Source organism: Streptomyces hawaiiensis, assembly GCF_004803895.1.
GTDB classification, from domain to species: Bacteria; Actinomycetota; Actinomycetes; order Streptomycetales; family Streptomycetaceae; genus Streptomyces; species Streptomyces hawaiiensis.
This window is the reverse complement of sequence record NZ_CP021978.1, coordinates 6623501-6649229: the sequence shown is the minus strand read 5'-3', so window position 1 is coordinate 6649229 and position 25729 is coordinate 6623501. Positions and strand designations below refer to the sequence as shown.

Genomic DNA, 25729 nt, shown 5'->3' with positions numbered 1-25729 from the left:
GCGATTTGATTACGTAGCGTACAAGTGGATTTTTCCGCTCCAGGCGGCGGGGCGGTGCCGCTAGATGGGGAACCTCCGTTCGTTCCGGTCGATCTTCGCGTCCAGCGCCGCCAGCGGGTCGATGCCGAGCACCTCGCACAGTTGGAGCAGATACGCGAGCACGTCGGCGACCTCGTCGGTGACGCGGTGCGCGGTGTCCGGGTCGGCCATGACCCGGGCCGACTCCTCGGGCGTCAACCACTGGAAGATCTCGACCAGTTCGGACGCCTCGACGCTGAGGGCGGCGGCCAGGTTCTTGGGGGTGTGGTACGGCTGCCAGTTCCGCGCGGCGGCGAACGCGGCCAGCCGGCGTTGCAGGGTCGCCACGTCCAGGGGTTCGCCGCGGGGGCCGGGCTGCGGTGCGTCCAGTGGATCAGTCACGGTCCAGGTGTACCACCGCTGCTCCCTCCGTCCCGGCGGCCCAGGAGCCGTCGCTGACCGCGCCGAGCAGCCGGATGTGCCCCCGCTCGCACATCCGGGCCGCGAGACTCAGCAGTTCCCGCCGCTGCCGCGAATCCAGGCCCCGGTCGAAACCGTCGGCGAGGACCGTGAGCGTCTGGAGCGCGGCGGGCACCTCCCCGGCCGGGTCGACCTCCAGCACGCCGGGTCCGGTGAAGAGCACCAACGCGAGGGCGAGATAGCGCAGTTCGCCGTGGCCGAGCCGTCCCAGGTCCGTGTGGAAGCCGTCGCCCCGGTCGACGGCCGCGGTGACCGTGCCGGTGCCGTCCAGCCGGGCGAGCACGTCCGCCACCGGCCCCGCGCACCCCGCCCGCACCGCCGCCACGAACTGCGCGTGCCGCCGCCCGCACTCGGCGCGGGTGCGCCACAGCACGTCCGCGAGGTTGCCGCAGCCGCCCAGGAGACGGCCGGAGCCGGCCGCCACGGGGCCGCGCATACGGGCGGGTTCCGGGTCGCAGGCGAAGGCGGAGCGCAGGGCGACGACCATCTGCTCGGCGGCGGCCAGCACCCTGCACTGCCCGGGTGTCTTGCCGGCCACGCGCAGCGGCAGCAGGGCGGTGCCGAGCCGGTCGTCCGGGAGCGGCCCTCGGGTCACCGGCGTCGGCCCGGCCGTGTGCCAGGCCGCCTGCACGGCACGCTTGCCCGGGTCGCGCAGGGCGGTCTCCAGGAGGATCAGCCCGTCGGACGTCAACCGCTCGCCCACGACGCGCAGTTCGGGCTCGGCCTGTACGGCCACGTCGAGACGGACCGGGCCGGCGGGGCCGTCGGCCGTGCAGCCGATACGGAAACCGCGGCGGCGCTGCGCGTCGGGCCGGGCCCGTTCCGGGACACAGGCGACGGGGTCGGGGAACGCCTCGCCGAGCTCGGCGCCGCCCCCGAGCCGGGCGAGGGCCTCGTACGCCCGCAGCGCGCTGGTCTTGCCGCTGCCGCTGGGACCGGCGAGGAGAGTGAGGGGCCCGAGCGGGAACGCGGCGCGGCGGTGGGTGGTGAAGGCGGCCAGGCGCAGTTCGGTGACGCGGGGGCGGTCGGGGAGGGCGGGGTGTGTCATGTCCGGACGGTAGGGCTCCGCCGGCAGGACGAACCGTTCCGTCTCCGGGGGCTTCCTACGATCGAGCTACGGTCACCCCCGCGGTCACACCCCGGGGAGCCCCGCTCCCTCCATCAGCCCGGTCACCTCGGTCCCCGCCGGCGTCAGCAGGAACACGTTGCGGTCCACCCGGTGCATCCCGCTCGCCAGGCCGAAGACGACGCCCGTGCTGAAGTCGAGGACCCGCTTGGCGACCTCCGTCTCCGCGCCGGTGAGGTCGAGGAGGACGGGGACGCCCGCCATGAGCCGCTCGGCGACGTCACGGGCGTCGGCGAAGACGTTCACCCGCAGGACGACGAAACGGCGGCGGGTCTCCGTCTCGGCCTCGGGTATGGACCGGTGGCCGACGGAGGACGGCCAGGCGTCCCGGCCCCGCAGCGGTACGACCTGGGCGAGCCCCTCCCACTGTTCGTCGGTGACATCGTGGCTGTTCACCGGCATGCTCCGTCCTGGGTCGCGCTCGCTGTCTGCATCGGGCAATTCTTGCGCAGAGTCACCCGTTCGGCCCAACAGCGACACGCTCCGCCACCTCATTGCCCCTCACAACGGCCGGAAGGCGGATGTGTGACGGGCGTAACTGCTCGTGATCAAGCGATGTGACACCTGCGTAACGGGATGTTCGTACCGTCGACGGCATGACCACGACCCCCCGGCCGCAGCAGGAGACGCAGCGGGTGCGCACCGTCTGCTCGTACTGCGGTGTGGGCTGCGGCCTGGTGCTCGATGTGGGGACGGGCCCGGACGGGCGGCGCACGGTGCTGAAGGCGTCCGGTGACAAGGCGCATCCGGCGAACGCGGGCCGGCTGTGCACCAAGGGCGCGACCACGGCCGACATGCTGGCCGCACCCGGGCGGCTGACCACCGCGCTGGTGCGGGACGACCGGGGCGATGAGGCGGTCCCGGTGCCCGTGGCCGACGCGATCGCCGAGACGGCCGCGCGGCTGCGGTCGATCGTCGACGAACACGGGCCGGACGCGGTCGCCTTCTACGTCTCCGGACAGATGAGCCTGGAGGCGCAGTACCTGGCGAACAAGCTGGCCAAGGGGTTCGTGGGGACGAACCGGATCGAGTCGAACTCGCGGCTGTGCATGGCGAGCGCGGGCACCGGCTACAAGCTGTCGCTGGGCGCGGACGGGCCGCCCGGGTCGTACGAGGACTTCGACCGGGCGGACGCCTTCCTCGTCATCGGGTCGAACATGGCCGACTGCCATCCGATCCTGTTCCTGCGGATGATGGAGCGGGTCAAGGCGGGCGCCAAGCTGATCGTCGTCGATCCGCGGCGGACCGCGACCGCCGAGAAGGCCGACCTCTTCCTCCAGATCAGGCCGGGGACCGACCTCGCGTTGCTGAACGGCCTGCTGCGTCTGCTGCACGAGAGTGGACAGGTCGACGAGGAGTTCGTCACCGCGCACACCGAGGGCTGGGAGACGCTGCCCGGGTTCCTCGCCGACTACTCCCCGGCGGCCGTCGCCGAGATCACCGGCCTCGGTGAGGACGACCTGCGCGAGGCGGCCCGGATCATCGGCGCGGCGGGCCGGCGGTGGATGAGCTGCTGGACCATGGGCCTGAACCAGTCCACCCACGGCACCTGGAACACCAACGCCCTGGTCAACCTGCATCTGGCGACGGGCGCGATCTGCCGTCCGGGCGCCGGGCCGTTCTCCCTGACCGGGCAGCCCAACGCCATGGGCGGGCGCGAGATGGGCTACATGGGCCCGGGGCTGCCGGGGCAGCGGTCGGTGCTCGTCGAGGAGGAGCGGGCGTTCACCGAGGAGGTGTGGGAGCTGCCGCCGGGGACGCTGCGGGCCGACGGGGCCGGGCAGGGCACCGTCGAGATGTTCCGGCAGATGGCCGACGGGGAGATCAAGGCCTGCTGGATCATCTGCACCAACCCGGTCGCCTCGGTCGCCAACCGCCGCACGGTCATCGAGGGGCTGGAGGCCGCCGAGTTCGTCGTCGCGCAGGACGTGTTCACCGACACCGAGACCAACGCGTACGCCGATGTCGTCCTGCCCGGCGCGATGTGGACCGAGGCGGAGGGTGTCTTCGTCAACAGCGAGCGCAACCTCACCCTGACCCAGGCCGCCGCGGACCCGCCCGGGGAGGCGATGGCCGACTGGCGGATCATCGCCGAGGTGGCCTGCGCGATGGGGTACGAGAAGGGGTTCTCGTACGACAGCGCCGAGCAGATCTTCGAGGAGATCCGGCGGTTCCGGAACCCGAAGACGGGGTGGGATCTGCGCGGGGTCACCTACGAGCGGCTGCGGGAGACTCCCGTGCAGTGGCCGGCCGCGCGGGAGGACGGGCCGGAGCGCAATCCGATCCGGTACGTGGGGGAAGAGGGGCTGCGCTTTCCGACGGCTTCGGGACGGGCGGTCTTCTTCGCGCGGCCGCATCTGCCCGCCGCCGAGATGCCGGACGACGACTATCCGTTCGTGCTCAACACCGGGCGGGTCCAGCACCAGTGGCACACGCTCACCAAGACCGGGAAGGTCGCCAAACTCACCAAACTGAACCCCGGGCCGTTCGTGGAACTCCACCCCCAGGACGCCTCGGCGCTCGGGGTCGCCGACGGTGATCTCGTCGAGGTCGCCTCGCGGCGCGGGCGGGCCGTGCTGCCGGCGGTGGTGACGGACCGGGTGCGACCCGGGTGCTGTTTCGCGCCGTTCCACTGGAACGACCTGTTCGGGGAGTACCTGAGCATCAACGCGGTGACGAGCGACGCGGTGGACCCGCTGTCGTTCCAGCCGGAGTTCAAAGTGTGCGCGGTGTCGCTGGCGAAGGTGGCGGCGCCCGTACCGGAGACACCGGCCCTGACGCCCACGACGGTGACACCCGGCACCGCGAATCCCTTCGGCCTCGAACCCTCCCCTCCCCCTGTGCTCTCCGCCCAGGAGCGCCGGTACCTCACCGGTTTCCTCGCCGGGCTCGGCTCGGGCGCCCCTGGCGTGCCGGTGCTGCCGCCCGACGCGCCCTTCTCCCCCGAGCACGCGCTGTGGGTGAACGGGGTCCTGGCCGGCATGTACTCACGAACCGGGGCGGCGGCGCCGCAGGATCGGTCCGCAGGACGGGAGATCGTCGTGCTGTGGGCCTCGCAGACCGGGAACGCCGAGGAGTTCGCCACCGCCACCGCCGAGCGGCTGACCTCGACGGGGCACCGTACGACCCTCGTCGGCATGGACGACGCCGATGTCGGGGCGCTCGCCCGCACGGCGGACCTGCTGTTCATCACCAGCACCTTCGGCGATGGCGACGCACCCGACAACGGCTCGGGCTTCTGGGACGCGCTCCGCGGCGAGCGGGCCCCTCGGCTGGACGGGGTGCGGTACGCGGTGCTGGCCTTCGGCGACTCCTCCTACGACGACTTCTGCGGCCACGGGCGGCGGCTGGACGCGCGGCTCGACGAGCTGGGCGGGGTGCGGCTGGCCCCGCGTACGGACTGCGAGCCGGACTTCGAGCCGTCCGCCGGGGAGTGGCTCGACCAGGTGTTGTCGGCGCTGGGCGAGCGGTCCGACGTCCCGGCCGAGAAGCCCCGGACGAGGTCCAGGCCCGTCACCACCGCCCGCCTCGTCGGCAACCGGCTGCTCAGCCGGGCCGGGGCGGGCAAGGAGGTCCGGCGGTTCACCTTCGACACGAGCGGTACGGACCTGGCGTACGAGGCCGGGGACGCGCTCGGTGTGCGGCCGGTCAACGCGCCCGCCCTGGTGGAGGAGTGGCTGGCGGTGACCGGGGTGGACGCCGGGTCGGCCGTGACGGTCGACGGTGTCGGGGAGGTGCCGTTCGGCGAGGCGCTGCACCGGCATCTCGACATCACCCGGATCACCCCCGACCTGCTCCGCTTCGTCGCCGAACAGGCCCGGGACAAGCACGAGTTGCGCAGGCTGCTGCGGCCGGACAACAAGGACGGGCTGGCCCAGTGGAGCTGGGGGCGGCAGACCGTGGACGTGCTCACCGAGTACGCGGTGCGGGCGAGCGCCGAGGAGTGGGCCGGGGTGCTGCGCAAACTCCAGCCGAGGCTGTACTCCATATCGTCCAGCCCGCTGGCCGATCCCCACCGGGTGTCGCTGACGGTGTCCGTGGTGCGGTACGAGAGCCTGCACGGCCGGGCGCGCGGCGGGGTCTGCTCGCCGTTCCTCGCGGACGCCGAACCGGACACGGAGGTACCGGTGTTCGTGCAGCGCTCGCCGCACTTCCGGCCCCCGGCCGACGCCTCGACGCCGATGGTCATGGTCGGCCCGGGCACCGGCGTGGCGCCCTTCATCGGCTTCCTGCAGGAGCGGCGGGCGCTCGGCCACCGCGCCCCCAACTGGCTGTTCTTCGGGGAGCAGCACCGGGCGACGGACTTCTACTACGAGGACGAACTGACGGCGCTGCGCGACGAGGGCACCCTCACGCGGCTGGACACCGCCTTCTCCCGGGACCAGCGCAAGAAGGTGTACGTGCAGGACCGGATGCGCGAGCACGGGCCGGAGCTGTGGCACTGGCTGCGCGACGGGGCCCGCTTCTACGTCTGCGGCGACGCCTCCCGGATGGCGAAGGACGTGGACCGGGCACTGCGGGACATCGCGATGGCGCACGGCGGACTGGGCGAGGCCGAGGCCGCCGCGTATGTGAAGCAACTCGCGGCGGACAAGCGGTACATGCGGGACGTGTACTGACCTTCGGGGCCGAGGGCCGAGGGCCGGGGACCGAGGAGCCGGGGACCGAGGAGCCGGGGACCGAGGGGCCGGGGACCGAGGGGCCGGGGACCGAGGGGCCGGGAGCCCGGGGGGCGAGAGGCCCGCTTACCCGGATCACACCGGAATCTTCACCTCCCTCCGGGCCCCGCTCACCGGCGGCGATTAGCGTCCTGCGGCGTGTACTCGGCAGAAACCACGCTGGTGGTGCCCGGCCCGCGCACGCAGTCGGCGGTGTCGGCGGCGCCCGCTCCCCCGGCCCAGTGGCACCGCGTCCTGACCCTGCTCGCCGACATCGGCCTGCTGATCGGCACGCGGGCGGTGTGGACGTCGGCGGCCGGTCACCGGCCGGCCGTGGCCGCGGTGATCTCGCTGTGCTACGCCTCGATCCTGGCGTGCGGGGTGCTGGCCCTGGTCGTCCGCGGGGCCCGGTCGCTGGCCCGGGTGGACGGTTGCGTGCTGGTGACAGGCGTGACGCTCACCCTGTGCGCGTGGATCATGCTCCACAACGGCTCCGACGAGGCCCTCCTCACCACCCAGGCGGCGCGCGAACTGGCCGCGGGGCATCCGGTGTACGGGCAGCCGTGGCCCTGGCTCTTCGGCCACGGCGTCGCCCTCACCCCGACGGTGACCGGCGGCTACGACTACACCTACGGCTATCCGCCGCTGGCCCCGCTGCTGACGGTGCCGTTTCTGTGGCTGGGCCACGGCGGCACTCCGGCGACGGCGGTGAGCACCGGCGCGCTGATCGCCGGGACGGTCGCGCTGTGGCGGATGCTGCCGGCGCCGTGGCGGTCGGCGGCGACCCTGGTGTGTCTGGGCTTCGGGATGCTGCCGTCGTACGGGCGGCTCGGCTACCCGGCGATCGTGGCGCTGGCACTGCTGGTGCCGGTGGTGGTGCGCTGGACCCGGACCGGTCAGGGCGGACGGCTCGGGACGGCGGGTCTGGCGCGGGCCGTGTGTCTGGGGGTGGCGTGCGCGGCGCAGCAACTCCCCTGGTTCCTGGCGCCGTTCCTGCTGGCCGGGATCTACGCCGTGCGGCGCGGCGAGCTGGGCGGGCGGGCGGCGGCGCTGGTGGTGGTGGCGAGGTTCGCCGGGACCGCGGCCGGCGTGTGGCTGCTGATCAACGCGTACTTCGTGGTGAGCGAGCCGGGGCGCTGGCTCACGGGGATCGCCCTGCCGCTGACGCAGGGGGCGGTGCTGCACGGCCAGGGCGTGGTCGGCATCTCGCTGTATCTGACGGACGGCAGCGACCGGCTCGACTGGTACTCCCACGCGAGCCTGCTGCTCCTCGCCGGGCTGCTCGCGCTGTTCGTGCTGTTCGTACGACGGCTCGGCCCGGCCGCGACCGTACTGCCCTGGTGCGCCTTCTACCTGGCGACCCGGTCGCAGGACGGCTACTACCTGCTGATGACGCCGTTGTGGCTGGCGGCGGCGGTGACCGCTCCGGCGTCGGCGTTCGCGAGGGCCTTGCAGCCTCGCCCCGGCCTGCTGTCCGGGCCGCACCGCCGCCCTGCGCGGATCGCCGCGACGGCCCTGCTGCTGGCGCCGGCGCTGGCCTGCGCGGCCGTGGCGGCGACGGGCACACCGCCCCTGCGGATGCGGGTCACGGCGGCCCGGCACCCCACCGCGGCGACCGTCTCCCGCCTCGCCCTCCAGGTCACAAACACCGGCGACACGGCCCTCACCCCGCACTTCACCCTGACCACCGGCCAGGGCATGGACCCGTACTGGCGGGTCGTCCGGGGCCCGCGCACCCTGCCCGCGCACGGCACCGCCCGCTATGAACTCCGACCTCCCGCGGGCCGCTTCCCGCTCCCCCGGCCGGGTGTCCGGATCCGTCTGCGCGCGTTCACGGCGTCGCCGCAGACCCTGTCGAGCACGGATGTGCAGGCGGCGGTGCGCGCAGCGGGCTGACGGGGGGAAGCAGGGCCGCGTGGGCGACGGACGCCTTGGCTTCCGTGCCCTCGGGCGGCTGGATCTACACGGTCGTAGAATTCGGGAACACCGGAGCGACGACCAGCGTTGAACCGGAGACACGCCGCACGTAAGGAGCACGTTCTTGTCCGCCAGAGCGACGGACCCCCCGGGGCACAGTCCCCGACCATCCCGCCACGGCACCCATGATCGCGGCACACGGCGGGGTGGTGTTCGATGAGTGCCGCAGAGGCCCTGCTGGGCCTGCTCGCCGTGTTCGTGCTGACCGCCGGCACCGGCTACTTCGTGGCGCAGGAGTTCGCCTACGTCTCCGCCGACCGGCTCACCCTCGCCCGTGAGGCCGAGGCCGGGGACCGCAAGGCGGCCCGTGCCCTCAGGGTGCTGGAGCGGCTGTCGTTCATGCTGTCCGGCGCGCAGCTCGGCATCACCGTCACCGGGCTGGTGGTCGGCTTCATCGCCGAGCCGTCGGTGTCCGCGCTGCTCAGGCCCGCCCTGTCGGGGCTCGGCCTGCCCGACGCGGCCGTCAGCGGCATCGCCGTCGCACTCGCCTTCGTGCTGGCGACGGTCGTGCAGATGGTGCTGGGTGAACTCGCCCCGAAGAACCTCGCCATCGCCGTGCCCGAACGCCTGGCGAAGGCGCTGGCCCCGTCCACACTGGCGTATCTGAAGGTCGTCGGCCCGCTGGTACGGATCTTCGACAGCGCGGCCAACCGGCTGCTGCGCAAGGCCGGGATCGAGCCCGTCGAGGAACTGCACCACGGCGCCACGCTGGAGGAGCTGGGCCATCTGATCGGCGAGTCCCACGAGCGGGGCGAGCTGCCCGAGGACACCGCCGCGCTGCTGGACCACGCGCTGGAGTTCTCCGAGCGCGCCCTCGACGAGGTGATGGTGCCGCGCGCCGACGCCGTGTTCGTCCGCAAGGACGCCGGCGCCGAGGAGGCGGTCGGTCTGATCGCCCGGCACGGCCACTCCAACTACCCGGTGCTCGGCGACCACCCGGACGACATCGTGGGCGTGCTGGGCGTGCGCGAACTGATGGCGTTGCCCGCCGCACGTCTGGCCGGCGCGCGGGCCGGTGAGGTGGCCCGGCGACCGCTGCTGCTGCCGGACACGCTCGCGCTGCCCGACGCGGTGGCGCGGATGCGGGAGCAGGACGACGAGTTCGCGGTCGTCCTCGACGAGCACGGCGGCGTGGCGGGCATCGTCACCTACGAGGACATCGCCGAGGAGCTGGTGGGCGACATCGCCGACGAGTCCGACCAGGTCACCGTGCTCGCCGTCGCGGACGGCGACGGCTGGCTGGTGGACGCCGGCCGCCGCGTGGACGAGGTGTCCGAGGCGACCGGTGTCCGGCTGCCGGAGGACGACGACTACGACACCGTGGCCGGCCTGGTCGTGGACCGGCTCGGCCGCTTCCCGACGGTCGGCGACCGGGTCACGGTCGAGCTGCCCGGGGGCGGCCGGGCCCTGATCGACGTCCGCACGCTGGACCGGCACGTGGCCGACCGCGTCCGGATCAGCCCGCTCGTGGAAGCCGAGGAGATGGCGTGAGTTTCCCGATGGCGGTCTTCGTGACCGTGCTGCTGCTGATCGGCAGCGGTTTCTTCGTCGCGGCCGAGTTCGCGCTGGTCGCCGCCAAACGGCACCGCATGGAGAAGGCGGCGGCCGAGGGACGGCGCGGCGCCGGGGCGGCCCTGGCCGGGATGCGCGAGCTGTCGCTGATGCTGGCCGGCGCCCAGCTGGGCATCACCGTGTGCACGCTGGGCCTGGGCTCGGTGTCCAAGCCGGCGATCTCGCACGAACTCGACCCACTGCTGCACAAACTGGGCCTGCCCAGCGCCGTCAGCTACGGCGTGGCCTTCGCCGTGGCGATGGTCGTGGTGGTGTTCCTGCACATGGTGCTCGGCGAGATGGCGCCCAAGTCCTGGGCGATCGCCCACCCGGAGCGTTCGGCGATGCTGCTGTCGCCGCCCTTCCGGGCCGTGGTGCGGGCCGTACGTCCGCTGATCCGGCTGCTCAACTGGGTGAGCAACGCCCTGGTACGGCTGTGCCGCGTGGCCCCGCGCGACGAGCTGGCCTCGGTGCACAACCGGGAGCAGCTGACGCACCTGGTGGAGGAGTCGGAGCGGCTGGGCCTGATCAGCGCGACCGATTCAGAACTGCTGACCCGCTCGCTGACCGAGCCGGAGACACCGGTCGCCGCGCTGCGGATCCCGGCCGCCGAGATCACCTGGGTCGAGGGCGGCGCGGACCTCGACGCGCTGCTGCGCTTCGCCGCCGAGCACGACCGCACCCGGCTGCTGGTCCGGGAGAACGGCGCCGTCCTCGGCTCGGTGCACGCCCGGGACGCCCTGGTGGCCCGGCCCCGGGGGCGGGCCACGACCGCGCGGGACCTCGCCCGGCCGGTGCCCGAGCTGGCGGAGACCGCCACGGTCGCCGAGGCGATCGAGGTGCTGCGCCGCCGCCGGTCGTCCCTGGCCGTGGTGCGCGACGGCTCCGGCCGGCTCACCGGCCTGGTCACCCTGGACGACCTGCTGGCCCGCCTGATGCAGCCGGCCGCGGCGGTCTGACGGGGACGGGGCCCGAACATCCAGCACATCTGCACACCGCGCCCCGGGAGGCGGCGCGGCGTCCGGCCGGCCGCCGAGTCCCGGCTCCGGTGTGGGCACTTGGCGGCGAAGTGCCCGCTTCGGGAATCGGGGCGCAACGCCCTATCGCCCGGGCGGGCGACGGGCTGTGTGAAGGAGTGGGCGCATCCGGTGACCCCGTGGTCATAGGGGTGAAGGCGGTGGCGGAGCGGAGCCGCGCATCGCCGGTGAGCGGTTGGCTCTCCGCTCCGGGGAGTGCTTTGATCCTGCGCACGGCGGGAGCGGCCGGAACGGAATCCCGGTCCCCGGATTCCGGTTTCGCTCGCGCTCACCGCCATTGCGAGACATTCACGCGAAGGGAAACACCCCCATGAACCTCACCTCTCGGGTCGCCACCGCCGAGCTCTCCGACGCCGACCTGGACACCGTCGCCGGCGGCAACGCGGGCGGCGTCGGTGTCTCCGCGGGCCTCGTGGGCGGCCTCTCCGCCGGCCTGGTCGGCCCCCTGACCGGCGAGGCCTGCGCCACCGTGCAGGCGGTCCTCTCGCCGGAGGGCGCGGCTGCGGGCGCGAACGCGGGCGTGCACACGACGTCGCTCTGACGACATCCGCGCGGAGGGCCCCGGGAAGCGATTCCCGGGGCCCTTTCGTATCCGCGTCCGCGCACTCTCGCCCGTCACGGCCGCAAACGTGGGGGATTTGCGAAGCACGTGACGGAAATCTGGACACCACGGGGGTGGGTAACGCGGTGAACGGGCGTGACGCAGACTTACTCGGACCCCTCAGATCCCGGCTGCGAAGCGATAGGAACAGCACTGTGAAAACCGACTCGACCCGGACCGAAGAACTGCCGATCTACGAGAGCCTCATACGCGAACGCGGTGACGTCGTCGAGGAGGCCCGTGCGGTGGCAGAAGAGACCCAGCACCAGATGAGCCAGGCACTGAACGGCGTCGCCCCGACCCCGCGCGAGACCGGCGCGCACTGATCTCCGGGGGCCGTCCCGGCCCCGGTTCACCGTCCACGCCGCCTCACTGCGCTGTCTCTCCAGCGGGCCGGTTCGGTCAGGGCGCGGCTCGACGGGCCCCGGCCCGGGTGGCGGCCGTGTCGCGGAAGGCCCACGCCATCTCGGGTTCCGTCACAGAGCGGAAGACCCGCCGTACGGACGGTGTGCACAGGGCGGTGACGACGACGGCGGCGACCAGGGTGGCCGCGATCATGCCGACGGGGCCGCGGACCCAGGCCGGCTCGTACCAGCCCCCGTACTTCGCGGCCTGCGCGACGAAGCCGTGCAGCAGGTAGCCGGACAGGGTGCCGGCGCCCAGCGCGGTGAACCAGGTCCGGCGCCCGGGCACCCAGGCGAGGAAGCAGCCGGCCAGGACGAGGGAGCAGCCGAAGGCGGCCAGGGTCATCAGCGGCCCGTACCAGAGGGGGACGCCCAGCTCCCGGGCGCTGTCGGCGTGGAAGAACCAGGCGTAGTCCATCCGCGGCACCGCCCAGTACGCCATTCCCAGCGCGCAGACGGCCACCGGCACGGCGAGGATCCGTACCGTGCGCCGTCGCACCAGCCGGAAGTGCTCCGGCCGCAGCAGCAGACCGCACACGAAGTACGGCAGGAACTGCAGGGTGCGCTGCAGATCGAGGTCGTGGCCGATGGACGGCGCGGTCGTCGCCGCCATCGCGATGACCAGGGCGAGCGGGAGCGGCCACCGCACCAGCCGCCACAGGGGTGTGGTCAGCCGCCAGACGAACAGCGCCGCGAGGAACCAGGTGAGGTACAGGGGGTCCAGCAGGCTGACCGGGCGGTCGGGGTCCTGGCTGGTCCAGCGGGTGAAGTACGTGTACGCCGTCTCGAACACCACGTACGGGACGGCGACGCCGGTGACCAGGCGCCCGATGCGGGACGGGCTGCCGTCGAAGGTACGGGAGAAGTAGCCGGAGATGATGATGAACGCCGGCATGTGGAAGGCGTAGACGAGCATGTAGAGGGCGGTCACGGCCCTGCTGCCCTGACGCAGTGGCTCCCAGGCGTGCCCCACGGCCACGAGCACGATCGCGAGGTACTTGGCGTTGTCGAAGAACGCGTCCCGCTGCCGGACCGGGCGGGGCGCCGCGTCCTGCTCCTTGGTCCGCGTGCCCCGGGTCGCTTCGGCCCCTGGGCGGACCGGGGTCACCGTGTCACTCACGGGCCCTCCCGGAGCGACTGAGGGCGAGGGCGCCTCTTCCGGCCGGGAGTAAGGGAGTGGCGTGTGCGCAGAACATCGCCCGCACCCTAATCACAGGGCCGCGTGTTCGTTCAACTCGTAACGGACATGGCTCGCTTCGGTTCATGCCGGGCTATACGTGCCGAGGCGGGCGATCGTCTCCCGGTGTGCCCTTCCGGTGCTCAGGCCTCCTTCCACACGAGCACGGTCAGTACGGCGCTCGCGACGGTGACCGGGACGGGGGCCTGGTTCAGCAGCCGCACCCGCATGCTGCGGCCCGACGCGATCCGCTTCGTCACGGGCAGTACCGCGAAGGTGCCGCCGCCCGTGCCGACGATCTCGTGGATCGGATGGTCCGCGCGGTGCCGGTCACCCTGGTACTCCGACATGCGCGCCTGGACGACCGCGCCGACGGGCAGACCGTCGAGGTGGAGGCCGAGGGTTCCGCTGAAGCGGGCCGGGCCGCGGGCGAAGACGCTCCCTCCGGTGGCGTGGTCGCCGGTCTCGTCGGTCCACTCCGCAGTGAACTCGACCGAGTCCCAGGCGCCGGGCGCGAGGTGGTACCGCGCGGCGGCACCGAGGTTGACGTACTGGGGCATGGGGTCCTCTCCTTCCCACCGGCCCGCCGGGTGGGCCAGGGCGTCGGCGACGTCACGGCGGAAGCCCGCCATGTCGAATCCGCGCGGGTCGATCTTCCAGTCGCTCCATTCCAGGTGGCCGATGGCGCTCTTGCGGCCCCAGCCGTGCGCGCGGCAGATCGCGGCGGTGGCCTTGACCATCGCGACGTACTGGGCGGGCGGCCACGGGTCCTTGCCGTCGCCCTTGTTCTCGCACTCCCAGCCGTAGAACCGGGCGTTGCCGTCGACCGCGCCGGCCGAGCCGTCGTGCTCGTGCGTCGGGGGCGGGTACGTGCCGTACGACTCGCCGATGACGGCGTTGAGCACGTCGCCGTCGCCGCCGCCGGCATGGTTGGCCCGGCCGTTGCCGGTGAGGTGGACGACGCCGTCCTTGGTGACGCATCCGGTGGCGAGCGGGCCGGGCAGGGCGCTGTGGCCGTGGAAGATCAGCCCGACGACGTCCGTGCCGGGGCCGGTGACGGTGTGGTGGATCATCACGCCGTGCACGGGGCCCCAAGGGCCTTTGTGGTTCCGGTTGTTGGTGCGCCAGCCGGTGACCTCGTGAACGGCGCAGCCCTCGGCCTTCAACGCGGCGACGAGCCGGGCGGCGGTGAGCGGGGTGGCCATGAGTCAGTCCTCCGTTCCGGCGCGTCCGTGCCGGTCTGAAGACGGTCCGATCACATCTGGGGAGCGTGCCTGATCTCGGAGCTTGCCTGCCTCGGCAGCGTTCCGGTCCGCGGAGCTCGCTGCCGGGCCCTCACCATTCTCTCGCCGCTCGCCCCGTCGCTCACCCGGCCGTACGCCACGACCGCAAAATCGGCGTGATTACGACGGCGTCGCATCAGGGGCGGGCGGGGCACCTCCCGTCCCGGTGCGGGTCCGCAGCACGTCGTAGCCGACGAACTCGAACATGCGCAGGCCGGGGCGCGGCGGCCGAGGGGTGCCGGCGAACCGGTGCACCCCGACGCCGTAGCCGGCCTCCGGTTCGGACAGCCACCGCGGTTCGAACCCCTCCCTCTCGAACCACTCGCAGATCAGCGGCACCCGGTCGGGCTCGCCGCGGTGCCGGGTCCAGACGACGGTGCCGCCGGTCCTGCACAGCTGGGCGCATGCGCCGATGGTCCGCTCGATGTCGGGGTCGGTGATGTTGCCGAACACTCCGCAGACCAGCACGAGGTCCGCGGGAGCCAGGTCCTGGTACCGGTCGACGAGCGAGGCGTCACCCGTCACCACCTCGACCCCGTCCAGGTGTGCCCGGCGTGCCGTGTCCGAGGCCGCCTCGGCGTTGCGGGGGTCCAGTTCGACCAGTCTCGCCCGCACCTCGTGGCGCCGGGGGTGACGGGCGAGGACGTGGAGAAGGTCCCTGCCGTCCCCGGCGCACAGGCTGATCACCTTCAGCGGTCCGGCCGGGGCGTCGTCCAGGGCCTGGCGGATCTGCTGCCGCACGGTCCGCAGGCGCCGCGCCATCCAGGAATCGGCCGTGTCGTACTTGCCGTGCCACGCACTCCAGTCCATGGCCGCACCCTAGGCTCGGCCGGCCGTCGCGGACGACCGGATTCCGACCACCGTCCGCGGACCGCGGCGGGTCGGGTCAGGCCGGGTCCGTGGTGGGTTCCGCGCGGTAGGCGTCCAGGGCGGCGGCGCGTTCGTGGTACGGGATGCGGGAGAGCCGCGACACCATCGTCCACATGTCGCGCTCCGCGGCGAGGGTCTGCGGGAGGGTCAGGCCGAGGGATGCCGCGAGGGGTTTCCGGCCGGTGTTGACCAGGGCGCGGACGGCGGCCGCCCACTCGTCGGTCGCGGTGACCGCCGACCGGTACCAGACCGGCACGAGCGCGAGGAGTACGACGAGGGCGCTCAGCAGGGCGAGGCGGTCCGGCCGGCTGCCGGCCGCCAGGGCGAGAGCCGCCGCCAGGGCGACGGCGACGTGGCCGGACAGCAGGGCCACGAAGAAGTCGACGCTGGCGCGGGCGAGTTCACTCTGGCGGCGGATCTGGTCCGGGACGCAGCCGGTGAGTTCGTTCCACAGCAGCTGGGTGTCGAGGCGGTAGCGGTCCCAGCCGTACTCCTCGAAGCGGCGGATGGCGTTCCCGAGCCGGGTCGGGGCGATCTGGTCGTCGGCGATCGGGAACCGGGCGAACCGCTCACGCAGCAGCCCGCGCTGGACAGCGGTACGACGGCGGTCCCGTGCGGCGGCCCGGGCGAGCCGCGGGTCGGCCAGCAGCCTGGCGAGCTCCTGGGCGTCCTCGGTCCGCAGTGGCCCCTGCTCGGCCTCGCGGAGCTCCAGACGGAGCACGGTCAGCCGGTCCGCGAGGAACGCCCTGTTGCGGCGACCGCGCCGGCAGCCCGCTTCGAAGGCCCGGGCCGGCCACAGCAGGTACCCCTCCAGGAGCCGGTAGAGCGCGTTCTGGCAGGCGTTGGCGACCAGTCCGAGCAGCAGTGCCCCGGTCAGCAGGGTGAGGCCGGTGCCGAGTCCGCTCGCGCCGCGCAGCCGTTCGAGCGGGCCGAGGCCGCGCAGGCTCGGGGCGACGGCGAGCAGGAAGACGGTGAGATTCAGCGCGGTGGGCAGGATCCAGCCCACCAGCAGCGTCCAGGCCCCGCCCAGTACGCCTTTGGCGATGTCACCCATCGGCCGGGTCGGGCCATTCGTCGTCGTCGGAACCGGTGCTGGGGCCGGGTGGGGTGTGGCCGGCCGGGGTTTCGTAGCCGCCGGGGCGCGCGCGACCGGCGGGCATGGTCCGCATCGACGCCTCCCCGACAGGGCGCGCGGTGGGCAGGTGCGCCTCCAGCCGGTCGAGTGACCGGGCGAGAGCGGTGCCCGAGGCCAGGAACGGCTGGGCCGGTCCCGCCGCCGCGAGACGGGCGCGGAGCCGGGCGATGAGATCCGGCGTGACGCGGCCGGTCCGGGAGATCTCCTCGACGGCCGCGTCGCACTCGTCCCGCAGGGCGACGATCTCGTCCGTGCCTTGCAGGGGCGCGAGGTCGGACCGCACCTCCCCGAGGACGGCGAGGAGTTCGACGGCGCTCGCGTCCGGAGGCGGCGGGGACACGTAGCCCCACCTGCCGTCGCCGGGCGTGAAGTGCCGGTCCGGCCCACTGGCAGGGCCCGGCGCCGCGCTCTCCGGCCGCTCCCCCTCTGTTGCCATCAACTCTCCTCGGTCGCTGCCTCGTTCAGGCGGTCCGCTGATCCAACCGCATGCCGAGAGGGCGGGGCAATCCGGCGAGGCGGGTCATGCGCCGGGTCATCGGGAAGGCGGTCCGGCCGGTCCGCGACGCGATCGGGGGACGCGTCCGGGGAATGCTCCCGAGGGTCCCGCCCGGCTGACACGGCCCGCCTCGATGCCGGTTCGGCGCCCGGGAGAACGCGCGGCACCCACGGACGGAACCGGACCCGGTCATCACTGGTTCGGGCGGCGGTATGCCTTCACGACGCTGGCGTAGCTGTTCTTGGCGTGGCCCTGGGCGATGATGCCCTCCATCAGCGCCTCGGAGTACCTGGGCAGTTCGGTGTCGACGCCGAGCGCCTCGCTCTCCTCGACGAGGTGCTTGAGCGCGCCCAGGTGCGTCTCCAGGGTGGCGTCGTTGGCCGGGAACCTCTCGTCGCCGGCGTCGATCTGCGCGGCGTAGTCGGCCGTGAACATCTTGATGGCGTCCAGCCACATGTGCGCCCACGGCAGGAACTCCCGCGCCTTGACGCCGCCGGTCTCCACGATGGCAACGCCGTGCAGGAAGCTGTTGAGGGCGCCCCACATCAGGCCGAGCAGCGACACGTCGAACAGGGCGGGCTTGCCGTGGTCGGTGCCGAGGTAGGTGGTGCCGCCGCCGAGGAGCTTCAGAACGGGCTCGTGGGCGTCGAAGACGGACTGGTCACCGGCGTAGAAGACGACGGAGGTGGCGGCGCCGATGCCGGGCGGTGTGATCATGATGGCGCCGTCGAGGTACCGCGCGCCGTTCTTCTCCGCCCACGCGGCGGTCTGCCGGGCCTGCTCGGAGGAGCCCGTGGTCAGGTTGACGACGGTCTTGCCGCGCAGGGCGTCGCCGAGCGAGCCGATGACGTCGTGCACCACGTCGTACGTCGACACGCATACGACCACGAGGTCGCTCGCGGCGACGGCGTCGGCGGGGTCGGCGGCGAGGACCGCGCCGTCCGCGACGAGACGATCGGCCTTGTCCGCCGAGCGGTTCCACACGGTGGTGGCATGACCCGCCTTCAGGAAGGCGGCGGCCAGGGCCTGCCCCATCAGGCCGAGGCCGAGCACCGACACCGAGGTGTGGTTGTCACCCATGATCTGTTCCTCCAGTACGAAGTGGTGTGCTGTGCGGGCCGGCACGCGGGGGCCCGCCGATGGGAAGGCGGCTTGAGATGTTCCGCGGGGCGTGACGTCGGCTCAGAGAAAAACGCTGGGCCGGTCCGGACGCGGCCCCGGGCCGCTTTCCTCGGGGAACCCTGGCATCCGCCCCTTCGGATTCGCTTCGGACGACTTCGGAAAACGCTGCGGGGGCGCCCTCCGGACCGGCGGCAGAGCCCTTTTCGTCGCACGTGGCGCCGGTCGTCCGCCGGTTACGCTGAGATCATGGAGTTCGGGGTGCTGGGGCCGCTGGAGGTGCGCACGGACGAGAGTCGGGTCGTGCGGGTCCCCGAAGTCAAGGTGCGCATGCTCCTCGCCGATCTGCTCGCCCACCACGGGCAGGTCGTCCCGGCGGCGCGGCTCATCGAGGACCTGTGGGGCGGCTCGACGTTCACGGCACGGCCGACGGCGTCGCTCCAGGCCAAAGTCTCCCAGTTGCGGCGCGTGTTGGAGGACGCGGAGCCGGGCGGCCGCGAACGGATCGCACACCGGCCGCCCGGATACGTCCTGGACGTCCCGGCCGCAGCGCTCGACGCCGGGCGGTTCCGTGAACTGGTCACCCGGGCCCGGTCCGGCGAGGACCCGGTGACGCGGGCACCGCTGTACGCCGAGGCGCTGGCGCTGTGGCGGGGCCCCGCCTTCGCCGGGTTCGCGGACCAGCCGTCGGTGCGGCCGACGGCGGCGAGCCTGGAGGAGGAGCGGCTGGCGGCGGTGGAGGAACACGCCGGAGTCCGGCTGGAGTTGGGCGAGCACAGCATGCTGGTGGGCGAGCTGACGGAGCTGGTGGAGCGGCATCCGCTGCGCGAGGGACTGCGGGGCGCGTTGATGCGGGCGCTCTACCAGGCGGGCCGCTCCTCCGACGCGCTCGACTGCTTCAACGATCTGCGGCGCCGGCTCGACGAGGAGTTGGGGCTGACCCCCGGGCCGTCCCTGGAGGCGCTGCGGCAGGCCGTCCTGCGCCACGATCCGGTTCTGGCCCGCCCGGCACCCGGGGCATCGGCGGCGCCCGCGCGGTCCACCGCGGGGGTGCGGGCGGGGCCCGGGCCGGCCGGTTCGGCCTCGGCCCTGGTGGGCCGCGAACAGGACGTCCGGGCGATCCGGGCCCTGCTCTCACAGCACCGTCTGGTGACGCTCACCGGCCCGGGCGGGGTCGGCAAGACCCGTCTCGCCCAGGCCGCGGCGGAGAGTCCGGCGTGCGCGTTCGGCGAGGGCACCTGGCTGGTGGAGCTCGCGGACGCCGGGGGTCTGAAGCGGTTCGCCGGCGCGGAGGCCCTGGCCGAGCAGGTCATGGCGACGCTGGGAATCCGGGACAACCCCTCGGACGGCAACGCCAAGGGCCCGACGGACCGTCTGGCCACCGCGCTGGCCGGCCGGCGGCTGCTGCTCCTGCTGGACAACTGCGAACACGTCGTGGAGGCCGTCGCACGACTGGCCGCCCTGCTGCTGAGCCGGGCACCGCACCTGCGCATCCTGACGACCAGCCAGGAACCGCTGCGCACTCGGGACGAGACGGTGTACCCGGTGGCGCCCCTGTCGCTGCCCCCGGCGGACGACCCGGACCTCGACGCCCTGACGAGCGCGGGCGCCGTACGCCTCTTCCTGGACAGGACCAGGGCCACGACCCCGGAGTTCGTGCTCGACGCCACCACCGCCCCCCTCGTCGCCGATGTGTGCCGCCGTCTCGACGGCATCCCGCTCGCCCTGGAACTGGCCGCCACTCGCGTGAGATCGCTGGGCATCAGGGAACTGCACGACCGGCTCGACGATCGTCTCAAGGTGCTCAACAGCGGTTACCGGGACGCCCCTTCACGCCAGCGGACGCTGCGGGCCACGCTCGACTGGAGCTGGGGCCTGCTCGACGACCGCGAACGGACCGTGCTGCGCAGGCTGTCGGTGTTCGGCGAGGGGTGCGGACTGCGGGCCGCCGAGGACGTGTGCTCCGGCGGCGGCGTGTCCCCCGCCGACGTCGTCGACGCACTGAGCCTGCTCGTGGAACGCTCGCTGGCCGTCCGCACCGAGGGACCTCTGGGTGCGCGCTACCGGTTGCTGGAGTCCGTCGCGGTCTACGCGCGTGACCAACTCGCCGAGTCGGGTGAGTCCGCCGAGACCGCCGCCCGGTACCTGCGCCACTGCGTCCGCCTCGCCGAGCGGGCCCGGCCGCGTCTGCACGAGCGGGAGCAGTCCCGCTGGTTTTTGTACCTGGACCTGGAGACGGCGAACATGCAGCGCGCGCTGGCGGAGGCCGACCGCGCCGGGGCCGCGCGGGAAGCACTGCGCCTGGTCAACTCGCTGACCTGGTACTGGTACGTCCGTGGCCGGCTGGGCGAGGCCCGCAGGGCACTGGCGACGGCCCTGGACACGCCCGGTGAAGCCGCTCCCGAGGAGCGTGTGGAGGCGATGTTCTGGTACACCGGCATCCGCCTGCTGCTCGGCGAGCACGACGGGGAGTGCGACGCCCCGGAGGAGTGCCCGCCGGAGTCCACCCTGGAGTCGACCAGGGCCCAGTGGTTCCTGGCGCACGCGCAGTGGACGGTGGGGGCGCTGGTCGAGGGCGAGCGGCGCGCCGAGCGCGTCCTGGTCCGCTTCCGCACCCTGCGCGACGCGTGGGGCACCGCCGCCGCGCTGACCACACGCGCGTGTTTCGCCCTGGCCCGCGGGGACCTGGAGTCGCTGCGCGGCAACGCCGAGGAGGCCCGCGCCCACTTCGCGGAACTGGGCGACCTGTGGGGCCGGTTGAAGACGACGGACGTGCTCGGCAGGCTCGCCGAGATCAACGGCGACTACGACCTCGCCGCCCGGCTGCACCGGGAGAGCCTGAGCATCGCCCAGGCCCTGGAGGCATGGCCCGAGATGTCCACGAAGCTGTCGGGTCTCGGCAGGATCGCCCTGCTCACCCAGCGCTACGACGAGGCCGACGACCTGCACACGCGCGCCCTGCGCATCGCGGTCGGGCAGGGCAACCAGCCGGAGGAGCAGTTCGCCGCGCTCGGCCTCGCCCTGAGCGCCCGCCGCCAGGGCCACCTCGACGCCGCCGAGGAGTTGCTGCGCCCCTGGCTCGCCTGGAACCGCCGCCGCGGCGACGGCCCGGGACTGGCCTTGGTCCTGGCCGAGTTGGGGTTCATCGCCGAGCAGCGCGGCGACGCCAGGGGGGCGTTGGCGTACCACCGGGACGGCCTCGCGGCCGCCGCCACGACCAAGGACCCCCGCTCGGTCGCCCTGGCCCTGGAAGGCCTGGCAGGCGCCTACTCCCTGACAGACGCCCCGGAACGGGCGACCCGCCTCCTCGGCACGGCAGCAGCGACCCGCGAACGCGCCGGTGCTCCGCATCCACCGGCGGAGCGCGGAGACGTGGAACGCGTCGTGGGCCGCCTGCGCGCCGCCCTGAACGCAGCCGTCTACGCCCACGAGTTCACCCTGGGCACCCAGCAGCACCACGAGACCCGGACAACGGAGGAACTCCCCCACCAGGGGACGCCATGAGCCGGAACGTCTCCACTGGGGCGGGCGGCGGCCCGGTCAGGCCATGAAAGAGGCGGGTCGGCGGCCCCCTCCTCGGGTCCCCGCCCCCGGCCGGGGACGTACCCGCTGCCGGTGGCCGGTGGCCACCACTCGGCGTTGTTCCCGGCGGCTTCGCGCCGGGCATCCGGGCCGCTGGGCTCGCCGGTCACCGACGCGCCCTTCAAGGTCCGGACGATTCGTGTGAGGCGGACCCGAACTCCCGCCCGCGTTCGAGGCGATCGCCGTTCCCCTCCGCGGCACGGGAGCGGGCGAGGGCCCGCCGCCCGAATGCCATGGCGATCAGCCCCAAGGGGATGGCCGCGATGGCTCCCACCATCCCGTTGCCGGTGCCTGGCCCGCCGCTGGAGGTGGCCAGATGCACCACCGCGAGAGCCGTGCCGAGCAGGCCCACCGCCATGGCCGACATGGCGCCGGTGCGCGCGTTGCCGGTGCTGATACGGCCGGCGACACGGGCCAGGGCAAGCCAGCCGGTGATCACGCCGGTCAGCCCCACGCCGAGGGCCAGGTTGGCCCCCGTACGCCCGTCGCCGATGACGCCGCCCTCGGCGGCCACCGTCAGGACCTCTGCTGCGCTCACGCCGTCTCCTCCTTCGTAGTCGGCCGTGTTCGGCCGTGGTCGCCACCGTCGGCGCATCCTTCGTGCGGGAACTTCGTGCGGGAACAACGTCCGGGATTCGCTGTGCCTCGAGCGTGCCTGCCGACCGCACTGCCGGTCGTCCGGCGAGTGCGGTCTTTTCGGCCTGCCCTCGACATGGCAGGCGACTGCTGCGGATACGGCAGGCGGTGCGCCACTACCGCGGACGCGGTAGCCGGCCGCTCGTCCGCGGGCGGGACTCACCGGAGGCAGCGCCCGGCTAGGGTGCGCGCATGGACACAGGGCGTTTCCGTGTCCCGGCCGGTGCCGTGGACTGGGCGATCGCCGTCAGCGTGGCGGCACTGCTGCTGGGCACCGGCTTGTCCGGACCGCACCCGGCCGGAGCGCGTGCGCTGTTCGGCTCCGTGCTGCTGGCGGCCGGCGGTCTGACGCTGGTCGGGCGCCGCAGGGCTCCGATCGCCGTGCTGGCCGTCACCGGACTGTTCGCGGTGGGGTACGAGGCAGCCGGTTTTGACGTGCTCGCCGTGTCGTACCTGGTCGCGGTGTACGGGGCCGTGCGGACCGGGCACCGGACCCTGGCGGTGGCGGCATCGGTGTCCCTGCTCGTCGTCCTCCCCCTCGCGGCCCTGGTCTTCAACGACGGGTCGGCGCGCGAGGCATTCGCGCAGGCCCGGAACGTACTCGAAATCGCCTGGCTGGTGGCCGCGTTCGCCGCCGGGGAGGCGCTGCGGCAGGCCGAGCAGCGGGCGGACGAGGCCGAGCGAACCCGGGAGGAGACCGCGCGGCACCGGGCCGACGAGGAGCGGCTGCACATCGCGCGGGAGCTGCACGATTCACTCACCCACCAGATCTCGATCATCAAGGTGCAGTCCGAGGTCGCCGTCCACGTGGCCCGCAGGCGTGGCGAGCAGGTGCCCGGGACGCTGCTGGCGATCCGGGCGGCCGGGCGTGAGGCGACCAGGGAGTTGCGCGCGACCCTGGAAGCGCTGCGCGACGACGGCACGACCCCGCCGCAGAGCCTTGAGCACCTGCCCGGACTGGTGGAGCGAGCCCGTTCGATGGGTCTGGACGCGACGCTGACGGTCGAAGGGCAACAGCACGACGTGCCGGCCGCGGTGGGCCGGACCGCCTACCGCATCGTTCAGGAGGCGTTGACCAACACGGCCCGGCACGCCTGTGCCACCACCGCGACAGTCCGGATCGAGTACGGGCCCGCCACGCTGTCCGTCCAGGTCGACGACGACGGCAAGGCCACCCCCGATGACGCCCCGGTTCCCGGCCTCGGGCTGCTCGGCATGCGCGAACGCGTCAACGCCCTCGGCGGCCGGCTGCGCGCCGGACCGCGCACCGGGCACGGCTTCACCATCCAGGCAGAACTCCCCGTGGAACGAGCATCATGATCCGTGTCCTGCTGGTCGACGACCAGCCGCTCATCCGCAGCGGCTTCCGGGCGCTGCTCGACCTCGAAGACGACATCGAGGTGGTGGCCGAGGCCGGCGACGGCAGGGAGGCTTTGACGCTCGCCCATGAGCGTCTGCCCGATGTCGCGCTCATCGACATCCAGATGCCGGTCATGGACGGCATCGAGGCGACCCGGCGCATCGCCGCCGACCCCGCCCTGACCGGCGTGCACGTCGTCATGCTGACCAACTACGGCATGGACGAGTACGTCTTCGAGGCACTGCGCGCCGGCGCCGCCGGGTTCCTGGTCAAGGACATCGTGCCGGAGGACTTCCTGCACGCCGTACGGGTCGCCGCCCGCGGCGACGCCCTGCTCGCCCCGTCCCTCACCCGCAAGCTGATCCACCGGTACGTCACCCAGCCCCTCCCCACCGCCACCGGCGCCGCACTCGCGGAGCTGACCGGCCGCGAACGCGAAGCAGTCGCCCTGGCCGCACAGGGCCTGTCCAATGACCAGATCGCCGACCGCATGGTGATCAGCCCGATGACCGCGAAGACCCACATCAACCGGGCCATGACCAAACTGCACGCCCGCGACCGGGCCCAACTCGTGGTGTTCGCCTACGAGTCCGGCCTGGTCGCCCCACGCAACGCCTGACATCCCGGCAGCGGCTGCCGCCCGGCCGACGGCGGAGGTGCCGCAATACGATGTCCGTGACATACCAGCAGGTCAGCTGCCGTTTTCCGGTCTGCCGGAGGAGCCTTCGGGCACTCGGAGCGTCAAACGAGCGTCACGACTGGCCGGGGCGGCTTCCTTACTCAATCGCTTCGACCAGGCGAGCCAACAGGACGTCAGCCACCAGTTCCTCGAACACGGCGGTGAGACCTCGCGCTGTACGGGAGAAGTTCCGGCGGCGTCTGCCGAGTCGCTGGACCTGTTACAGGGGCCCCACCTCATCCGGGACGCCTCCCGCAACTCGTGTCCCGCACCCGGGCGGCCGCGTGACGGACATGCCGAAGCTGCGCACGCGGCTCCTGGCGCGAATCTGCACCGTGAGGGCTGTCTCCACAGCGGTCTCGTACTGAGGGCGACACGCAGGGCCATGATGAGCCTTCAGGAGAACCGCCGACATGTTCGCGTGCGTCTTGATCTACGGTGCCATCAGTCACCTAGGACGGGGAGGACCCGTGGAGCAGACCAGGACAGCGCTCGCCGAGCGAATCGCCGAGCAGCGAAGGGGAGTCGGCGACCCTCGGGCGTTGGTCGGTGAGATGCGTCGCTCGGTCCTTCTGGTGCCCACGGCCGGTGGGGGCCTTTGGTCGGCGTGGTCGGGCGGGGTGCGGTGGATCTGCGGGTTCACCGACGAGGCCGCACTGGCCCGGTTCGCCCTGCATCATGCATCCGGTGATCAGCCCATGGACTACGCGGCGCTGTTGGGTGCGCGCATCGTCGACGAGGTCGTGCCGTCCCTGGACGAGCCCGCTGGGCTGGCCGTCGACATCGCCACCGAGGACGGGTCGATGTTCTTCCCGCCGGTCGTCGGCATCGTTGCGGACGGCGTCGCCGTCGACTCCGGCGAGGCGCAGGAGGGGCGGGGCCATGGGCGGTGACGGGGCTGACCTGCAGTTCGACAAGGCGTCTGTCGCGAAGTTCACGCAGGGCGTGGGCGCGACCATCGACGGGCTCGGTGATCTGGGCGGCGCCACCGGTTCGGTGCTGGGCAAGGGCTTTTCGGAGCTGGCGATGACCGGGATGGAGGCCGGGCACCACGGCCTCTCGGTCGACTTCGAGGACTTCTGCGAGCGCTGGGAGTGGGGTGTGCGGGCCCTGGTGGGCGACGCCAGCGCGCTCGCGAACCGCCTCGGCCTGGCGGCGGGCACCCAGTGGGAGCACGACCAGTACGTCGAGGGCACGCTGAAGGTGGGCGTCAACTCCGTGATGGGCGGCAACCCGCACGCCACCGAGGAGGAGATCACCCAGCAGGGCTGGGGTGACATCGTCACGCCGGACTACCTCAACCCGGACTGGAGCGCGGAGTCGTTCGACCAGGCGGGTCAGGACATCGAGCAGACCTGGAAGGACACCGGCCGCACGGTTCTCACCGAGGGTGAGGGCGGCCGGCGGTCGCAGGCGATCATCGACGCGTCGGGGGTATCCGACGAGCAGTGGAACCAGGCACTGGACAACACCTTCGGGCCCTCGCCCGAGGAACGCGCCCAGCAGGCGCAGCAGCAGGGTGAGTCCGGGGGGAACTGAC

General features: G+C 72.9%; 21 protein-coding genes. 11 read left to right on the top strand and 10 right to left on the bottom strand.

The window, feature by feature from the left end; translation table 11 throughout:
* Positions 1 to 60 precede the first annotated feature (60 nt).
* The 3 genes from CEB94_RS30675 to CEB94_RS30665 form a co-directional block, all read right to left on the bottom strand.
* Entirely contained in the window at positions 61 to 420 is a 360-nt protein-coding gene (locus CEB94_RS30675; protein ID WP_175435249.1) for a nucleotide pyrophosphohydrolase, read from the bottom strand.
* Positions 413 to 1546: an AAA family ATPase gene (locus CEB94_RS30670; protein ID WP_175435248.1), complete on the bottom strand. Its 1134-nt coding sequence runs from the start codon at positions 1544 to 1546 to the stop codon at positions 413 to 415. Before CEB94_RS30670 ends, CEB94_RS30675 begins: the two co-directional genes overlap by 8 nt.
* Positions 1547 to 1630: 84 nt before the next feature.
* Positions 1631 to 2026: a cell division protein SepF gene (locus tag CEB94_RS30665; protein WP_031134653.1), complete on the bottom strand. Its 396-nt coding sequence runs from the start codon at positions 2024 to 2026 to the stop codon at positions 1631 to 1633.
* A gap of 194 nt (positions 2027 to 2220) precedes the next feature.
* Here CEB94_RS30665 and CEB94_RS30660 point away from each other — a divergent pair, with 194 nt between their 5' ends.
* The 6 genes from CEB94_RS30660 (at position 2221) to CEB94_RS30635 (ending at position 11774) form a co-directional block, all read left to right on the top strand.
* Positions 2221 to 6243, top strand: coding sequence for a bifunctional nitrate reductase/sulfite reductase flavoprotein subunit alpha (locus tag CEB94_RS30660; RefSeq protein ID WP_175435247.1), 4023 nt, complete (start codon positions 2221 to 2223; stop codon positions 6241 to 6243).
* Positions 6244 to 6495: 252 nt separating this feature from the next.
* On the top strand, positions 6496 to 8178 hold the full coding sequence (locus tag CEB94_RS30655; protein ID WP_175437222.1) for a hypothetical protein: 1683 nt from the start codon (positions 6496 to 6498) through the stop codon (positions 8176 to 8178).
* A 237-nt stretch (positions 8179 to 8415) separates the two neighbouring features.
* Positions 8416 to 9750: a hemolysin family protein gene (locus CEB94_RS30650; RefSeq protein WP_175435246.1), complete on the top strand. Its 1335-nt coding sequence runs from the start codon at positions 8416 to 8418 to the stop codon at positions 9748 to 9750.
* Positions 9747 to 10769: a hemolysin family protein gene (locus CEB94_RS30645; protein WP_175435245.1), complete on the top strand. Its 1023-nt coding sequence runs from the start codon at positions 9747 to 9749 to the stop codon at positions 10767 to 10769. Before CEB94_RS30650 ends, CEB94_RS30645 begins: the two co-directional genes overlap by 4 nt.
* Positions 10770 to 11157: 388 nt before the next feature.
* Positions 11158 to 11388: a hypothetical protein gene (locus CEB94_RS30640; protein WP_175435244.1), complete on the top strand. Its 231-nt coding sequence runs from the start codon at positions 11158 to 11160 to the stop codon at positions 11386 to 11388.
* Between the two features lie 215 nt (positions 11389 to 11603).
* Complete coding sequence (locus CEB94_RS30635) at positions 11604 to 11774, top strand: hypothetical protein (RefSeq protein ID WP_175435243.1); 171 nt, start codon at positions 11604 to 11606, stop codon at positions 11772 to 11774.
* A 76-nt stretch (positions 11775 to 11850) separates the two neighbouring features.
* Here CEB94_RS30635 and CEB94_RS30630 read toward each other — a convergent pair whose 3' ends face one another.
* From CEB94_RS30630 to CEB94_RS30605, 6 genes are all read right to left on the bottom strand, one after another.
* Positions 11851 to 12972: an acyltransferase family protein gene (locus CEB94_RS30630; protein WP_175435242.1), complete on the bottom strand. Its 1122-nt coding sequence runs from the start codon at positions 12970 to 12972 to the stop codon at positions 11851 to 11853.
* A 200-nt stretch (positions 12973 to 13172) separates the two neighbouring features.
* A complete protein-coding gene (locus CEB94_RS30625) occupies positions 13173 to 14234 on the bottom strand; it encodes a peptidoglycan recognition protein family protein (RefSeq protein ID WP_175435241.1) in 1062 nt (353 codons plus the stop codon).
* Between the two features lie 198 nt (positions 14235 to 14432).
* A complete protein-coding gene (locus tag CEB94_RS30620; protein ID WP_175435240.1) occupies positions 14433 to 15122 on the bottom strand; it encodes a class I SAM-dependent methyltransferase in 690 nt (229 codons plus the stop codon).
* Positions 15123 to 15198: 76 nt separating this feature from the next.
* Positions 15199 to 16236, bottom strand: coding sequence for a hypothetical protein (locus CEB94_RS30615; RefSeq protein WP_175435239.1), 1038 nt, complete (start codon positions 16234 to 16236; stop codon positions 15199 to 15201).
* Positions 16229 to 16753 (bottom strand): hypothetical protein, encoded by a 525-nt coding sequence (locus tag CEB94_RS30610; protein WP_175435238.1) that lies wholly within the window; start codon positions 16751 to 16753, stop codon positions 16229 to 16231. The genes CEB94_RS30615 and CEB94_RS30610 overlap by 8 nt, the downstream gene beginning before the upstream one ends.
* 252 nt (positions 16754 to 17005) lie before the next feature.
* Positions 17006 to 17893, bottom strand: a complete 888-nt coding sequence (locus CEB94_RS30605) for an NAD(P)-dependent oxidoreductase (protein WP_175435237.1) — start codon at positions 17891 to 17893, stop codon at positions 17006 to 17008.
* A 288-nt stretch (positions 17894 to 18181) separates the two neighbouring features.
* On the opposite strand from CEB94_RS30605, the gene CEB94_RS30600 reads away from it, so the two are divergent.
* The gene (locus CEB94_RS30600) at positions 18182 to 21436 is read left to right on the top strand and encodes an AfsR/SARP family transcriptional regulator (RefSeq protein WP_175435236.1); all 3255 of its coding nucleotides are present in this window, start codon (positions 18182 to 18184) and stop codon (positions 21434 to 21436) included.
* Between the two features lie 199 nt (positions 21437 to 21635).
* Here CEB94_RS30600 and CEB94_RS30595 read toward each other — a convergent pair whose 3' ends face one another.
* Complete coding sequence (locus tag CEB94_RS30595) at positions 21636 to 22052, bottom strand: DUF6223 family protein (protein ID WP_246111959.1); 417 nt, start codon at positions 22050 to 22052, stop codon at positions 21636 to 21638.
* A 290-nt stretch (positions 22053 to 22342) separates the two neighbouring features.
* Between CEB94_RS30595 and CEB94_RS30590 the strand changes: the two genes are divergently transcribed.
* The 4 genes from CEB94_RS30590 to CEB94_RS30575 all read left to right on the top strand — a co-directional run bounded on the left by CEB94_RS30590 (position 22343) and on the right by CEB94_RS30575 (position 25728).
* Positions 22343 to 23470: a sensor histidine kinase gene (locus CEB94_RS30590; RefSeq protein ID WP_175435235.1), complete on the top strand. Its 1128-nt coding sequence runs from the start codon at positions 22343 to 22345 to the stop codon at positions 23468 to 23470.
* Positions 23467 to 24129 (top strand): response regulator, encoded by a 663-nt coding sequence (locus CEB94_RS30585; RefSeq protein ID WP_175435234.1) that lies wholly within the window; start codon positions 23467 to 23469, stop codon positions 24127 to 24129. Before CEB94_RS30590 ends, CEB94_RS30585 begins: the two co-directional genes overlap by 4 nt.
* A gap of 530 nt (positions 24130 to 24659) precedes the next feature.
* Complete coding sequence (locus CEB94_RS30580; protein WP_175435233.1) at positions 24660 to 25082, top strand: hypothetical protein; 423 nt, start codon at positions 24660 to 24662, stop codon at positions 25080 to 25082.
* Complete coding sequence (locus CEB94_RS30575) at positions 25072 to 25728, top strand: hypothetical protein (RefSeq protein WP_175435232.1); 657 nt, start codon at positions 25072 to 25074, stop codon at positions 25726 to 25728. The genes CEB94_RS30580 and CEB94_RS30575 overlap by 11 nt, the downstream gene beginning before the upstream one ends.
* Position 25729 lies beyond the last annotated feature (1 nt).